Genomic DNA, 14,883 nt, shown 5'->3' with positions numbered 1-14,883 from the left:
CTCATATTCAGACTCTATGGTCTATTATTCTTTCCAGTATTATGTGAAAACAGTCTATTCTAATGAGCAGTCTCTAGGGACTTAGATATAATTCAGACTTAAAGAACATTTTAAGCTAAAAAAAAACCGAAAGTGTTAAAAATTGATAAATCATTAAACAAAATTAAAAATCTAAAAACCTTTTCGAGTCCTTAATTGCTTGTAAGTAATATATGAGATATAATCTCATTTATGATTGAACTAGATAACAGAACCTCTCTTAATGTAAACGAACAGTTTTTAGACAAAATAGCTTCTTCACTTACAGATAAAGAGATTGAATTAATAATTACAAATAAAGACGAAATAAAAGAGATCAATAAAGAGTATAGAAATATTGATGCTCCAACTGATGTTTTAAGTTTCCCATATGAAGAGATGCCAATGAGTCCATTGGGAAGTATAGTTATATCTTCAGCTCATGTAAAAGAACTCTCAAAAGAGTTAGGTCACACACAAGATGATGAACTCGCCCTACTCTTTATACATGGTCTTTTGCATCTAAAAGGATTCGACCACGAAGTAGATAAAGGTGAAATGCGAGAAGAAGAGTCAAGACTTATAAAAGAGTTTAAATTACCAAAGAGTTTAATAATAAGAACAGAGGAAATATAGTGGATTTTATAATTTTTATTGCTGCAATGTCAGCACTAATCTTTGGAGCAGACTTTATAATAAGAGAGTCAGAGAGAATCGCTCTTCATTTTAATATCTCTCACTTTGTAATTGGTGCGACACTTGTAGCGTTTGGTACATCACTTCCGGAGATGGCTGCATCTATGATGGCTTCAGGACAAGGCAAAAGTGATATGGCAGTTGCCAATGTTGTTGGTAGTGTTATATTTAACATTACTTTAGTTCTTGGTGTAGTATTTTTTATAAGTAAAAAAATGCTTCCAAAAAGAAATTTATTTGCTCAAGATAGCGCTTGGGTAATTATTCCTCTTGTTCTTTTCTTTATTATGGCTCAGGATAGTGTTATAAGTAGGGTTGATGGTCTTTTATACCTACTGCTAATGGTTTCATACCTAGTATTTCTTTTTACTGACTCTAAAGATGATTTAGGAGGAGAAGTTGATGACAGTCTTAGCAAAGAAAAATTCAAATGGGGCAAAACGGTACTAGTACTTACAATTGGATTTGCTTTAACTATCGGTGGAGCAAACTTTGTTATTGAAAGTGGTACAAATATAGCAAGAGTTTTTGGTGTTAGTGAGTGGATTATTGGAATCTTCCTTATCTCTTTAGGAACATCTCTTCCTGAGCTTGTAGTATCACTTGTAGCTGTTAAAAAAGGCAATGCTGAAATGAGTATCGGTAATATTATTGGATCAAATGTTGCGAACTTTTCTATGGTTTTAGGGGCCGCTTCACTTGTAAATCCACTTACAGTTGATTTACTTGCAACTAAATTTGACATGCTAATTATGGCAGCTGCATCTATTGCTTTATTATTTATTCTTGCAAATAAACTCTATAACAAAGCTGGAGCAATCTTTTTACTGATTATTCTAGCTCTATTTATTCAAAATGCAGTTGTGTAGTAAGAAACTTATTTATAACAAATCTCTTTAAAATTACTGTTTGATATACTTAAGTTCTAAGAGCTTATTGTATATCTTTGATACAATCTTACCAGCTGCAGCTCCACCATGTCCACCATGTTCAACCATAACTAAAACAACATATTGAGGGTTTTTATACGGTCCATAAGATGTAAACCAAGCATGTGAACGATTGTAATATTCCATCTCATGCTCTAATGCTCTCTTTTTAATATCTTGCAAAATTGTAACAACCTGAGCTGTTCCGGTCTTTCCAGCTATTGTAACTTTGGAATTTAAATAATGTGTAGCTGTTCCTTTTGGATAGTTACACACTTCATACATAGCTTTTTGTATTAAAGGAAGTTCTTTTATTTCTTTTTCATTTAATACATCTTGAGCTAAGGGTTTGTATGGTTTATTGCCTATTAATTTTGCAAAGTGAGGTTTTGGAAGTTTTGATGTAGCCATAAGTGCTGTAAATTGAGCAATTTGCATTGGTGTAGTCAAAAAATCTCCTTGCCCGATTGAAGTATTTACAGTTTCACCAATAAACCAAGGTTTATTATATTTTTTTCTCTTCCATTCACGGGAAGGAACAATACCGATAAATTCATTTGGCAAATCAACACCTGTTTTCTTTCCTAAGCCATATCTCATGAGACCTTCACTCATTTTCTTTATACCAACTTGCAGACTACCTTTATAGAAGTAATCATCACAACTCTCTCTAATAGCTTTTTTAAGACCTGTTGTTCTATGCCCTTTTTTCTTCCAGCATCTAAATACACGCTTACCAAGAGGCATAGAAGATCTACAATCAACTGTCCAAGATTTGTCAATATCTGTGGTGATATAAAGTAAACCTATTCCTGGTTTTATACTAGACCCAGGAGGGTAGAGACCGTTCACAAATTTATTTGTAAATGGCTTATCAAGACTGGTTGAGAGTTTGTTCCATAACTTATGAGATATACCTGATACAAAGGTGTTTAAACTATACTCAGGAAAGCTACTAGCAGAAAGAATAGCTCCATCAACACCCATTACAATTACAGCACCAGCTTTCTTATCAAAGAGTGATGATACATATTTTTGAAACTCTATATCTAGATTTAAAGTAAGTTTTCTATCTTCATTTGCACTAATATTTGACAACTCTTCAATTTCTTGATTGTTTGCATTTACCTTAATCTCTCTTTTACCTGCTTCACCTTGAAGATATTTATTATAATATTTTTCAATTCCAGATTTACCTGTATATCCAATAAGCTCTAGTAATTTATCTTTTTCAACATCTTTCTTATTTGCACGAGAAACATAACCAATAGCGTGAGCACCTATCTTTCCATAAGGATAATATCTCTTAGGCGCTGGTACTATATTCACATTTTCTCTTAAACTTAGAACTGAATAGACAGGCATAATATCTTCATAGGATATAAAATGTACTATATCTATGTAATTATGATAATAATAAGAATCTTTTTTTACATAGTTTTTTATCAACTTTTCTTTTGTCAAACTTGGAATAAGTTTAACTATATTATCTATCTCTTCATTGAACTTGTCAATACTCTTTTTTAGACGAAGATGCGGACGGAGTTGTATCTTAAAGCCTAGTTTATTTATTGCAATAGGTCTATTGTTTCTATCAACTATCTCACCTCTTACAGGAGCTATTTTTTCACTTTTAATAGTGTTAGAATGAGAAAGTTTTTTATAATATGAATTTGATTCCACTGCAAGAAAAAAAACTCTCACAATAAGAGTCATCCAAGTAATAACAAGAAAGGCGATAATAAATTTGATTTTCATATGATACTCACTATAAAGAATTCTATTACTATATAGTAAATTATATAGTAGTTAAAGCTTGGCATTGGTAAAAGAAATATGTTTGATAAAACAGATAAAAATAGATAAAAGCCCACATATGAAAGTAATACATAGGAAGCTTTAATACAAGATGCACAACCAAAATTCTTTTTTAATTTTGGTATAACAAACTTATAAACAAGCCCTAGATAGATGATAGAGCTAAAAAGTGGATAACCCATTTGAGACTCAAAAACAACTAAACAAAAAGCTATTAGGAATATCATTAGACTATCGTCTTTTTTAAGAGCATCTACAAATAATACAAATAGCACAGCAAAAAGTGGTGGTAAAAAAAGGTATATACTACTTAAGCTTTCGTATGCTATAAATAATATAACATATATGAAAGGTGTTAAAGAGTTTTGATTAGAGATACTTCGTTGCATACTGGAAAGTGTTTACATTTAATACAATCGGCCCAAATTTTATGTTCGGGAAGGGACTCTTTTGAGATTTCAATAAAACCTAATCTTTCAAAGAAAAGTTGTTTATAAGTAAGACATAGAACTTTTTGAAGCCCTAAGGAAACAGCTTCATCAAGACAATTTTTAACAAGATTTTCGCCTATTTTTTTTCCTCTAAATCCTTCTTTAACAATAAGGGATCTAATTTCTGCAAGATACTCTGTGTGAATATGTAAAGCACCAAAGCCGATAAGTTCATTATCCATAAAACAAAGAGTATAAGATCTAATATTTGTGGCTACTTCATCATTACTTCTATTTAATATAATTCCTGTTTCTATCTCAGGTAAAACAAGCTCTTGCATTTTTTTTATGTCGCTGAGTTTTGCTTTTTGATATTTAATCATCAATTTCTTCTTTATCTTGATCATTTTCATGTAAAATATCATGAATAACTTTAATTACTTTTAGTGTACCTCTTTTTTTAGAACTTGAAACCATCATAGCATTTGGAAATTTACGTCTTAATGCACTTTGTTCTTTTTGATTAAGTTTGTCTATTTTAGTAAAAATTTGTAATATATATTGGTTCTCAGAACAGTTGTCAAACAAAAAATCACTTACAGAAGTGTCTATATCAAGATTTGGATGTCTACAGTCAATTAAATGAATAAAAAGCTTTATTTGATCTCTTTGTGCAATATAATCAGTTAAATTTTTCTCCCAATCATGTTTCATAGATTTTGAAACTTTTGCATAACCAAAACCAGGTAAATCAACAAATTTTGCAATACTTTTTTCAGATGTTTCTCTATCTATAAAAGTAATATCAAAATAGTTGATCAGTCTAGTCTTACCTGGTGTTGATGAGACTTTTGCAAGGCCTTTGTGATTTGTCAGAGCATTTAGAAGAGAACTTTTCCCAACATTAGAACGAGCCATAAAAACAACTTCATTTTGCTCCTGGGTATCCGGTGCAGCACCTATGTTTGGTGCGGATGTTATAAACTTTGAGTCTACAATTTCAATCATTTTTCTTCCTTCTCATTTGGCATCTTAAAGATCATAATAACTGGCTCTTTTGTAGCCCCTTTTGCATATGCTTTACCTTCAATGGTTTTTAACACAACTTCATCACCTATAATCTCTTTTTTCTCGTCTATTTGTTTTAAGTGTACATCTCTAAAAAAGTGATACTCTTTGATTGCAGGTTTATAAATAACTTTTCCTGCTACTCCTTGATATAGTGAACCTTTTTTTGTTTCTATATTAAAAGAGACATCTCCTTGGGCAATATATTTAGTAGGTTCATGTTCTACGTCAGTATATACAGTTACTTTTGTCGCGTTAAGCTCATCATTACCTTTAATAATATTAACCTTACCCTGAAATACAGAAATACCTGTTTTTTCATCTGCGTCAAATTGATTCGCTGTTATCTTTAATTCTTGCGATATTAAACTCGATGCTAAAAAAATTGTCATAATTGTTAAAATTTTCATAATTATCTCTCTTTTATTTGATATTTGGCTATTACATTTTTTGATTTGATTTTATTTAAATTGTTGTCATATCTAAGAGAAGTTCCTACAACCCTATTTGTATCTCTATATATTACATAGTCTTTATTTGTATGGGCAATTGCACTTTTTTTATTATAAGTAACTTCATCTGATTCAAAAATTAGACCATCTTCTCTGTTATAAAGGACATTACCTTTTAGGTCAATAATATCTTGTTCATCTCTATATAATCCTTTATCAGCGCTCATATTAGCAACAAATTTTTTAGAGTTATCAGTATAGTCTATATTTACAACACTATACCTATCACTATATCTTGTAGCTTTAGAGCCTTTCATAAGTGTCACTAGACCATTTTCATTTAATTCATGAAGAGTAAAAGCTTCAAGCTGAAAAAGTGGGACATCAACAAACTCTTGTTGCTTAATATCTAGTGGTTTAAATCCAACAAATATCATTAAAAGTCCAAATGTAATTAAAATGAAAAAGACATTTATATTCAATCTATCATCCAAACTTTCATAAATTCTTTTCTTTGATTGTTATCATCAACTAAAGCATCTATCATCTCTCTAACAGCACCATTTCCACCATTAGATAATAATACTTTATTTACAATCTCTTTAATCTCTTTTACACCATCATTTGGAGTAAAACTTTTTCCTACTAAACTTAGCATATTATAATCGTTTAAATCATCACCGATTGCACTAACTTCACTGAAGCTAAGACCAAGAGAGTCAACTATCTCTTTTAATATTCTATCTTTATCTCTAATACCTTGATGAATATGTTGAATGCCTAGCTCTTGTGCTCTTTTTTGAACTATTTTAGAGTTTCTTCCAGTTATTATAGCAACTTGATTACCCATTTTAATCCATGTAGTGATTCCTAATCCATCTTTTACATTAAAAGACTTACTCTCTATAGAATCTGCTGAATATATGAGTTTACCATCACTTAAACAACCATCAACATCTAAAACAATTAATTTAATCATAAAATATCTTTTGTACTTGGAATTCCAACTCTTTCATTTTTTGTAATTGCACGACGAATAGCAACCCCAAGAGCTTTAAAAGATGCTTCAATAATATGATGCTTATTTTTTCCTCTAAGAGCAACGATATGTGTACTTATTCTTGCATTTAGTGCTAATGCTCTAAAGAATTCTTCAACAAGTTCACTATCAAAATTACCAACTTTACCAGCAACATCAGATTTATAAACTAAAAAAGGTCTGTTACTTAAGTCTAAGTCACAAGAAACACAGGCCTCATCCATTACAATATTAGCGCTACCAAATCTCTCTATATTTTCTACTGGATAAATAGCATCTGCAATTAATGACCCAAGAACAATGCCAACGTCTTCAACGCTGTGGTGGTCATCTATGTGAGTATCACCCACGCACTTGATATTCATGTCAATAAGAGAGTGCTTAGAAAAACTCTCAAGCATATGATCTAAAAAGCCAACACCTGTATTTATATTGCTATCGCCTTTTCCATATAACTCTAATGAAATTGTAATATCTGTCTCTTTTGTTTTTCTTGTTTTACTAATCATATTTAATCCTCTCTTACTATAAATGCATTTTCAAAATTACCTTGCGCTTTGTAATCTCTTGCTTCTTGTTCACTTTTAAAGCCTTTTAACCAAACTTTAAAAATTCTACCATTTTCATTTTCCATATCTTTAATAACTGTTTTATATCCATCTGTATCGTCATAAGTCTCTTGAGTCTTAAGAGCACCCTCTACCTGTGAAAAAGATGCTATTTGAAGAGCAAAGCCACTTACTGTTGCTTTTTGAGGAGATGCTTTTAACTCTTTTTTTGTTGGTATTTTCTTTTTGCCCTTAGTTTCAAACCCTAAAATTTCTATTGTTACACGAGCTGTTCCAGTTCCAATCATATTTATTTTACTGGCAGCTGATTTAGATAGATCTATAATTCTAGTAGCAACAAAAGGTCCTCTATCATTTACTCTAACAACAGTAGTTAAACCATTGTCAATATTTGTGACCTTTACAATAGTATTCATTGGCAGTGTTTTATGTGCTGCTGTCATGTCGTACATATTGTAAATTTCTCCATTAGAAGTATGTTTTCCATGAAAATCTGGACCATACCAACTCGCGCGTCCATCAAACTCATCACCAACACTAACAACCGTTGGGTAGTATCTTATACCTCTAATAACATAAGGTCTCATTGTAGGATGAGAATATGTCTTCTTATCCATTACAGAACTATGAGCATTTTTATTTGATGAATAAGACTTCGGTGCAGAGTATTTATGAGCATTATAAACTCGTTTGCCTCTAGTGCTACATGCAGTAAAAAATAGTACAAAAAAGATTAATATTGCAGATATTATTCTATTCATTTATTTTTAGCCTGTCACCAATTTTAATTAAACTACCTCTAAGTCGATTTTGAAGCTTAAGGTTTTGAATACTAACCTTATAAACTTTAGAAATTGATTCTAGAGTATCTCCCTTTTTAACCATATAATAGTGTCTTGTATCGATTTTTTTAGATTTTATTCTACTATCTATTGGAATGATAAGTCTCTGTCTTAATTTTAAACGATAATTCTTAAGTTTATTAAAATCCTTAATAACCTTGTACGAAACACCATATTTTTTTCCAATTTTGGATAAGTTATCTCTAGGCTTAACTACATATACCTTATATATATTCTTCATAGGCTGAGGAGTATATTTACGCTTAAACTCATTAAGCTTAATATATGGGATATAAACATCATATCCTTTTGTATATGGAGGAACAAAATCATACTTTAAATGTCTATTTAGTTTTTTTAACTCTTTTAATGGAATACCTACCAATTTTGATAATCTTCTTATTGAATCACCACTTGATAACTGTACAGTTGAAATAGAGTAAGCATTTGCACGGTTTAGAAGGTGCTCATACTCACTATGCATTAAAAATTGCTCATCTTGACCAATCATAGCAAGGGCAACAATTTTTCTTATGTAAAATCTACTCTCTCTTGGAATATACTTCTTTTTTGGATCAAGCAATATTGATAGTTCGTTGCTACCAGCTTTTTTTATTGCTTTACTTAGTCTTCCACCACCACAGTTATAAGCTATAGCTGCTAAGTACCACTTACCAAATCTCTTGTGAAGAGATGAAAGATACTTTGCTGCTGCTTCAGTTGATTTAATAAGATCACGTCTCTCATCAACATATTCATCAATTTTTAATCCGTAATGCTTTCCTGTAGCCGGCATAAATTGCCAAAGACCAGAGGCTCTTTTTTTAGAATATGCTCTAGTTGAAAAGTTAGACTCTGCCATAGCAAGATACAAGAATTCTGGTGGAACACCATGTTTAGCTAAAATACTTTTAATAGCTGGAATAAATATATATGCTTTATCCATTGCTTTAAAAAAATGTTTATTCTTTTGAAACGTTGATTTTTTAGCTTTCATTTTATTCATAATAGGGTCATAAAGAAAAGATGCCTCAATATCAAATGATTCTAAAAGAGCTACCTCTTTATTATGGTTAAAAACATATGTTAAATTAGCACTAAGCAGGATTGGTAGAAGAAGTAAAAGAAAATATCTTATCATTAATAACTCTAATTTTAAATTTAAAGCTTTAATTTTACCCAAAAAAATATTAAATCATCATATAGCAAAGAGTTTTTGTGCATTTTGTGTAGTTATTTCCTTGATGTTATTAAGTGGAATATCTAATAATTCAGACATCTTTTGTGCAACAAAGGTAGTATAAAAAGGTTCATTTCTCTCCCCACGATGCGGACTTGGAGTAAGATAGGGGCCATCTGTTTCTATCAGTAATTTATCTTCTGGAATTTTTGATAAAACATTTACTAATTTCTTTGCATTTTTAAATGTCAAAACACCTCCAATTCCAAAATAAAAACCCTCTTTTGCCAAAGATAAAAGTTCTTCGTCTGCATTGTAGCAATGTAAAACTCCACCAACCTCTTTAGCATCTAAGTCCAATAAAATCTTTTTTGAATCCCTTGAAGCATCTCTTATATGAATTATCAAAGGTTTTTTATATTTTTTAGCAAGTAGTATTTGTGCTACGAACACTTCTTTTTGACGCTCTTTTTCTTTTTGCTTCTCTTCTTCAGTGCCTTCAAGTCTAAAATAATCAAGCCCACACTCTCCAATAGCTACACATTTTTCATGATTAACATATTTATCAAAGTCTAAAGCTTCAAATGATTCCATATCATAAGGATGTACTCCAACTGCAAAATAAACATCACTATTTGCTTCAACTATTTCTAGTGCTCTTTCTAGAGTTTCAGGATGAGCACCAGGGATAATAAACCTCTTTACTCCACCATCTCTAGCCTTATCCAATACTGCATCTAAGTCACAATCATATCGGGAGTCATCTAGGTGAATGTGTGTATCAATTATCATTATTTGTTCTCTTTATTTTTAATTTTTTATATTATTAAACAGATCTACTAGCTTCAAGTAATTCTTTTGCGAAACTCTTAGCCTCATTTGAAATACTATCACCGCTTATAATCCTAGCAATTTCATCAACTCTTTCATCTAAAGTAAGCTCTTTTACCATAGATTCATTTTCACTCTTATGCACTAAAAAGTGCTGTTCACCCATAGAAGTAAGTTGTGGTTGATGGGAAATTACAAAGATTTGAAAGTGCTTGGAGAGTTGTCTTAAAACCTTTGCAACGCTCATTGATTCTTCACCACTAAGGTTGGCATCTATCTCATCTAACATCAAAACACCACCATTTTGACTCATAAATTCGGACTTTAAAGCTAAGACAGCAAGGCGAAGTCTATTGAACTCTCCAGTACTTACTTTATTCAATTTTGTATTATTCAAATTAATTAATATCTCATCTTTTCCATAGCTGTTCAACTCTGTTTTTTGCATATTAACTTGGGCATCTCTTAGGTATAAATCTTTCAAATATTTATTTAAATCAACAGTAAAGCTTGATAGTTCTTTTGTTCTCAATTTTGTTAAAGATTCAGTTAATTTTTGCACTTCTTTACTCAAAAATGCTTCTTTTTTAACTAACTCATCTTTTGTTATTTCAATGTTTTCATACTTTTCAAGCTCTATGATTTTTTGATCTTTATAAGATAGAGCTTCTTCTATACTTCCATATCTTCTTTTAAGTCCACTAATCTCTTCTATACGGTTTAAAACTTCTTCTATGTCTACATCTTCAAGTGCGTTAAACTTTGCTTCTGCACTATCAAAAAGTGCTCTTAACTCATTCATGCTATCATCAAAAAATGAGCTCTCTGCATCTAGTGAATCTAGAGCACTATTAACAAAGTGCTCACTATCAAAAATAACATTTGCACAAGATATACTCTCCAAAACTTTTTCTTTACGAGAAAGTTCCTTCTTTATCTCCAATAATTCTTCATCTTCAGATATTTTAGGATCAATTCCTTGAATCTTGTTTATTTCAAAAGTTGCAAACTCTTTAAGTTCGACTATCTTTCGTTCTTCTTCTTCGATTTTATCAAGTTCTATTCTAATTTCTCTATGTTCTAAAAAAGAGTTTTCGTACTCTTTTTTCAGACTAAGAATGTTTGTAGATTTATTTTGAATTCTAGTATCTATAATTGAGATGAGATTTTCATTTTCAAAGTCACTAAAATCTTTTAGACTTAAGTGTCTTAGGTAGTTTGAAGAGAGTCCAGATATTGCTTTTTTAGAAACACTTTGATTATTTATAAAGTATCTAGATTTTTCTTTTTTTATGTGTTTAAATATATTAATATCATCATTTTCTATACCTGTTTCACTGGCATCTAACTCCCAAGTAACACTAGACTCACATAAAGCTGCTTCACAAGACTCTGTTCCTAAAGATGAAAGAATAGACTTCATAAGGATAGACTTACCGCTACCACTTGGTCCAGTAAACACTATAAGTCCAGCAGTTGGATTTAGTTCAATCTCTTTAAAACTAAGATAATCTCTTAGGTAAAATCTTTCTATCATCCCTGCTCTCCCCAACCAAGCTTTTTCTTTAATACTTCAAAGTAATTAAACTCTTCTCTATGCACTAGTTTAGCAGTTGTTGTTGATAAGGTTATGTGGACACTTTGCCCTTCTTCAAGTTCATGCATGTCTTGTCCATCTATGATTACCAAGGCTCTAGGTTCTTGTGTTTTCATTTCTATTGAAAATTCACCTGGAAGAACAACAGGTCTTTGAGTTAAAGAGTGAGGACATATAGGAGTCAAAACAAAAACTTTAGACAGAGGAAATAAAACTGGTCCCCCAGCTGAGATATTATAAGCGGTAGAGCCAGTTGGAGTTGCTACTATAACGCCGTCACCATAGTAAGTATTAAAAGCTTTTGCATCTACTAGTGTTTCGATATGTATCATATTTGAAACAGAAGGACGAGTTAAGACCATATCATTAAAGGCGTACATCTTTTTCTCAGAATTTTCACTCACAATTCTAACTTCTAAAACAGAACGCTCATCTACTCTAACCTTGTCATTGACCATCTTATTTACAAAGGCATCAAGTTCATCCAAATCTACATCTGCAAGAAAACCCAAACTACCTGCGTAAACGCCTAATACTGGGATTTCATACTTGAAAGACCTTCTAACAGCAGAGATAAGAGTTCCATCACCGCCAAGAGTAACAAGAGCATCTACATGTTTGCATAAAGCATCAAATTCCATTCCCATTATCTCTATCATAGCGCCGCTTATGCTGTCTACATAAACATCAATATCATATTTTTTAAATACTTTTTCAAGAATGTAGTAGCTATCTTTAAGTTCCGGAGTCGATGGTCTTAAAAGAACACCAATCTTTTTTATATTACTTGTCTTCAAACTGACCTACTATTTAATTATTTTTTAGATTATACACTTTTGTAGTTAAAAAACTAAAAGTATTGCAAATTCTCATGATATATTTAATAATAGATTAAATTTAAAGAATAATTACACAGCAATATCCATATAAATCATATTTACATAAGCCAACTTTGGATATAATCGCGAAAATTTTCATATAGGATTCTATATTTTGAGAAGTCATTACTGTACAGATTTAAACGAAGAAAATGTAGGACAAGATGTTGTTCTAACAGGTTGGGCAAATAATCATCGTGACCACGGTGGAATTATTTTTATTGATTTACGCGATAAAACAGGTCTTATTCAACTAACATGTGACCCTGAAGACAGCGCAGAGTCTCACAAAGTAGCAAATGGTGTTCGTGATGAATACGTTTTAATAGTTAAAGGTAAAGTTCGTCTTCGTGGTGAAGGTCTAACAAATACAAAACTAAAAACTGGTGCTATCGAGATTATTGTTACAGAGCTTATTGTCGAGAACAAGAGTGCTCCGGTTCCTTTTGTTATTGGTGATCCTAATGTTGGCGAAGATGTAAGACTTAAGTACCGTTACTTAGAGCTTCGTGACCCAGCTATGTACGAAACATTTCGTCTTCGTTCTAAAGCAGCAATCGCAGCAAGAAACATCTTAGATGCAAATGGCTTCTTAGAAGTTGAAACTCCTATCTTAACTAAGTCTACTCCAGAAGGTGCTAGAGACTATCTAGTTCCATCTCGTGTTCACAGTGGTGAGTTTTACGCTCTTCCTCAATCACCACAGCTTTTCAAACAGCTTCTAATGGTTGGTGGATTTGACCGTTACTTCCAGATAGCTAAATGTTTTCGTGATGAAGACTTAAGAGCTGATAGACAACCTGAGTTTACTCAGATAGATGTTGAAATGAGTTTTTGTAACCAAGAAGATGTAATCAAAGTTGCAGAAGACCTTCTTGAAGCAATGTTCAAAGCTTGTAATATCAACGTTCAAGCTCCATTTAACCGTATCACTTATAACGATGCTATGGAATTTTACGGTTCTGACAAACCAGACTTAAGATATGACCTTAAGATGGTTGATGTTATCGATATCTTTGAAAGATGTGATAATGAAATCTTTACTAACATCGCTAAAAAGCCACATGTTAACCGTATTAAAGCGCTTAAAGTTCCTGGTGCTGACTTAATATTCTCAAAGCGTGAGATGAAAGGTTTCGAAGATTTCGTACGTCAATTTGGCGCACATGGTCTTGGTTACTTCCAGATGAAAGAAGATGGTCTTAAAGGTCCACTTATCAAGTTCTTTTCTGAAGAAGACATTGCACTTCTAGTTGAGAGACTTGGTATGCAAGTTGGTGATGTTGTATTCTTTGGTGCAGGTGATAAGAAAACTGTATGGGATTACATGGGTAGACTAAGAATATTCCTAGCTGAACATGAAAAGATGAGTATCTTAGATAGAGATGCTTTCGAATTTGTATGGGTAGTTGACTTCCCAATGTTTGAAGTTGAAGATGGAAGAGTAAAAGCACTTCACCATCCATTTACACAACCTAAAGATACTGATAAAGATGATGTTGAAGAGATAGAGTCTATCGCTTATGATATCGTTCTTAACGGTACTGAACTTGGTGGTGGTTCTATTCGTATCCACAAAGAAGATGTACAAAATGAAGTATTTAAACTTCTAGGAATCGAAGAAGAAGAAGCACAAGAAAAATTTGGTTTCTTACTAGATGCACTTAAGTTTGGAGCACCTCCACATGGTGGTTTCGCTTTAGGATTTGACAGAATGATGATGCTTATCTCGAAAAAAGCGAGTATCCGTGATGTTATCGCATTTCCTAAAACTCAAAAAGCTTCTTGTGTTCTTACAAAAGCACCTAGTTCAGTTGACAACACTCAGCTTCGTGACTTACACATTCGTCTACGCGAACAAGTAAAATAGTGAAAAAACTATTTTTAATTATCGGAGCTCCTGGCTCTGGTAAAACTACAGATGCAGAGTTAATAGCCCAACAAAATGACGCTATAACACACTACTCTACTGGCGATATGCTTAGAGCGGAAGTTGCAACTAAAAGTGAACTTGGACTTGAGATAGAAAAGTATATTTCTAAAGGTCTGATAGTACCCATAGAAGTAGCTATTAAAACAATCACTAACGCTATTAAAAATGCTCCTACTGATATCATCATTATAGATGGTTATCCTAGAAGTATGGAGCAGTTAAATGCTTTAGATGAATATCTTCTTGGAGATTCATCTTTAGAGCTTTGTAGCGTTATCGAAGTACACGTAAGCGAAGATACTGCAAGAGATAGAGTTCTTGGTCGTGCTCGCGGTGCTGATGACAATACAGAAGTATTTGACAACCGCATGAAAGTTTATACTGAGCCACTAGCTGACATACAAGCTTTTTATACTACTAAAAACATTTTAAAAGTTATTTCTGGCGAAGGTATAATCGAAGAAATAGTTTCTGAGATGGGAACTTTTATAAACTCTAAAATATAATCCGCCAATTCCAACAACAAGTGCAATTTCCACCTAAATTAGCTAGCTAATCTTTTACTCATTTCACTGAAAAACACTTCATACGGAGTTTTGTAT

At 32.1% G+C, this 14,883-nt stretch carries 16 protein-coding genes; 4 read left to right on the top strand and 12 right to left on the bottom strand.

The window, feature by feature from the left end:
• The first annotated feature begins 231 nt into the window (after positions 1-231).
• Together ybeY and QZZ48_RS09015 are read left to right on the top strand one after the other, a co-directional pair.
• Complete coding sequence (ybeY, locus tag QZZ48_RS09020) at positions 232-654, top strand: rRNA maturation RNase YbeY (protein ID WP_294964610.1); 423 nt, start codon at positions 232-234, stop codon at positions 652-654.
• Positions 654-1,583: a calcium/sodium antiporter gene (locus tag QZZ48_RS09015; RefSeq protein ID WP_294964607.1), complete on the top strand. Its 930-nt coding sequence runs from the start codon at positions 654-656 to the stop codon at positions 1,581-1,583. The genes ybeY and QZZ48_RS09015 overlap by 1 nt, the downstream gene beginning before the upstream one ends.
• A gap of 33 nt (positions 1,584-1,616) precedes the next feature.
• Here the strand turns inward: QZZ48_RS09015 and mrdA are convergent, their stop codons facing one another.
• The 12 genes from mrdA to QZZ48_RS08955 form a co-directional block, all read right to left on the bottom strand.
• Complete coding sequence (gene mrdA / locus QZZ48_RS09010) at positions 1,617-3,401, bottom strand: penicillin-binding protein 2 (RefSeq protein ID WP_294964605.1); 1,785 nt, start codon at positions 3,399-3,401, stop codon at positions 1,617-1,619.
• Between the two features lie 415 nt (positions 3,402-3,816).
• Positions 3,817-4,275: an N-acetyltransferase gene (locus QZZ48_RS09005; RefSeq protein WP_294964604.1), complete on the bottom strand. Its 459-nt coding sequence runs from the start codon at positions 4,273-4,275 to the stop codon at positions 3,817-3,819.
• Positions 4,268-4,900: a ribosome biogenesis GTP-binding protein YihA/YsxC gene (gene yihA / locus QZZ48_RS09000; RefSeq protein ID WP_294964601.1), complete on the bottom strand. Its 633-nt coding sequence runs from the start codon at positions 4,898-4,900 to the stop codon at positions 4,268-4,270. Before yihA ends, QZZ48_RS09005 begins: the two co-directional genes overlap by 8 nt.
• The gene (gene lptA / locus QZZ48_RS08995; protein ID WP_294964598.1) at positions 4,897-5,370 is read right to left on the bottom strand and encodes a lipopolysaccharide transport periplasmic protein LptA; all 474 of its coding nucleotides are present in this window, start codon (positions 5,368-5,370) and stop codon (positions 4,897-4,899) included. The genes yihA and lptA overlap by 4 nt, the downstream gene beginning before the upstream one ends.
• Positions 5,371-5,372: 2 nt before the next feature.
• On the bottom strand, positions 5,373-5,894 hold the full coding sequence (lptC, locus tag QZZ48_RS08990) for an LPS export ABC transporter periplasmic protein LptC (RefSeq protein ID WP_294964597.1): 522 nt from the start codon (positions 5,892-5,894) through the stop codon (positions 5,373-5,375).
• A complete protein-coding gene (locus tag QZZ48_RS08985; protein ID WP_294964595.1) occupies positions 5,891-6,391 on the bottom strand; it encodes an HAD hydrolase family protein in 501 nt (166 codons plus the stop codon). Before QZZ48_RS08985 ends, lptC begins: the two co-directional genes overlap by 4 nt.
• Entirely contained in the window at positions 6,388-6,960 is a 573-nt protein-coding gene (gene hisB / locus QZZ48_RS08980; protein WP_294964594.1) for an imidazoleglycerol-phosphate dehydratase HisB, read from the bottom strand. Before hisB ends, QZZ48_RS08985 begins: the two co-directional genes overlap by 4 nt.
• A 2-nt stretch (positions 6,961-6,962) precedes the next feature.
• The gene (locus QZZ48_RS08975) at positions 6,963-7,781 is read right to left on the bottom strand and encodes a septal ring lytic transglycosylase RlpA family protein (protein WP_294964591.1); all 819 of its coding nucleotides are present in this window, start codon (positions 7,779-7,781) and stop codon (positions 6,963-6,965) included.
• Complete coding sequence (locus QZZ48_RS08970) at positions 7,774-9,003, bottom strand: lytic transglycosylase domain-containing protein (RefSeq protein WP_294964589.1); 1,230 nt, start codon at positions 9,001-9,003, stop codon at positions 7,774-7,776. Before QZZ48_RS08970 ends, QZZ48_RS08975 begins: the two co-directional genes overlap by 8 nt.
• Before the next feature lie 57 nt (positions 9,004-9,060).
• Positions 9,061-9,834: a TatD family hydrolase gene (locus tag QZZ48_RS08965; RefSeq protein ID WP_294964586.1), complete on the bottom strand. Its 774-nt coding sequence runs from the start codon at positions 9,832-9,834 to the stop codon at positions 9,061-9,063.
• A 34-nt stretch (positions 9,835-9,868) separates the two neighbouring features.
• Positions 9,869-11,410, bottom strand: coding sequence for an AAA family ATPase (locus QZZ48_RS08960; protein WP_294964584.1), 1,542 nt, complete (start codon positions 11,408-11,410; stop codon positions 9,869-9,871).
• Positions 11,407-12,267 (bottom strand): NAD(+)/NADH kinase, encoded by an 861-nt coding sequence (locus QZZ48_RS08955; RefSeq protein ID WP_294964582.1) that lies wholly within the window; start codon positions 12,265-12,267, stop codon positions 11,407-11,409. The genes QZZ48_RS08960 and QZZ48_RS08955 overlap by 4 nt, the downstream gene beginning before the upstream one ends.
• A 196-nt stretch (positions 12,268-12,463) precedes the next feature.
• Between QZZ48_RS08955 and aspS the strand changes: the two genes are divergently transcribed.
• Both aspS and QZZ48_RS08945 read left to right on the top strand, forming a co-directional pair.
• A complete protein-coding gene (gene aspS / locus QZZ48_RS08950; protein ID WP_294964579.1) occupies positions 12,464-14,218 on the top strand; it encodes an aspartate--tRNA ligase in 1,755 nt (584 codons plus the stop codon).
• Positions 14,218-14,787 carry an adenylate kinase gene (locus QZZ48_RS08945; RefSeq protein ID WP_294964577.1) on the top strand — a complete coding sequence of 190 codons (570 nt, stop codon included), beginning with the start codon at positions 14,218-14,220 and terminating at the stop codon, positions 14,785-14,787. The genes aspS and QZZ48_RS08945 overlap by 1 nt, the downstream gene beginning before the upstream one ends.
• Positions 14,788-14,883 lie beyond the last annotated feature (96 nt).

This window comes from Sulfurimonas sp., from assembly GCF_016744025.1.
Classification (GTDB): domain Bacteria; phylum Campylobacterota; class Campylobacteria; order Campylobacterales; family Sulfurimonadaceae; genus Sulfurimonas.
The sequence above is the reverse complement of the archived record's forward strand: the minus strand, read 5'-3'. Positions and strand labels throughout refer to the sequence as shown.

Bases quoted from the DNA above. Each gene is read 5' to 3' on its own strand.
- ybeY (WP_294964610.1), top strand. From the start codon at position 232: ATGATTGAACTAGATAACAGAACCTCTCTTAATGTAAACGAACAGTTT.
- mrdA (WP_294964605.1), bottom strand. From the start codon at position 3,401: ATGAAAATCAAATTTATTATCGCCTTTCTTGTTATTACTTGGATGACT.
- QZZ48_RS09005 (WP_294964604.1), bottom strand. From the start codon at position 4,275: ATGATTAAATATCAAAAAGCAAAACTCAGCGACATAAAAAAAATGCAA.
- yihA (WP_294964601.1), bottom strand. From the start codon at position 4,900: ATGATTGAAATTGTAGACTCAAAGTTTATAACATCCGCACCAAACATA.
- lptA (WP_294964598.1), bottom strand. From the start codon at position 5,370: ATGAAAATTTTAACAATTATGACAATTTTTTTAGCATCGAGTTTAATA.
- QZZ48_RS08985 (WP_294964595.1), bottom strand. From the start codon at position 6,391: ATGATTAAATTAATTGTTTTAGATGTTGATGGTTGTTTAAGTGATGGT.
- hisB (WP_294964594.1), bottom strand. From the start codon at position 6,960: ATGATTAGTAAAACAAGAAAAACAAAAGAGACAGATATTACAATTTCA.
- QZZ48_RS08975 (WP_294964591.1), bottom strand. From the start codon at position 7,781: ATGAATAGAATAATATCTGCAATATTAATCTTTTTTGTACTATTTTTT.
- QZZ48_RS08970 (WP_294964589.1), bottom strand. From the start codon at position 9,003: ATGATAAGATATTTTCTTTTACTTCTTCTACCAATCCTGCTTAGTGCT.
- QZZ48_RS08965 (WP_294964586.1), bottom strand. From the start codon at position 9,834: ATGATAATTGATACACACATTCACCTAGATGACTCCCGATATGATTGT.
- QZZ48_RS08960 (WP_294964584.1), bottom strand. From the start codon at position 11,410: ATGATAGAAAGATTTTACCTAAGAGATTATCTTAGTTTTAAAGAGATT.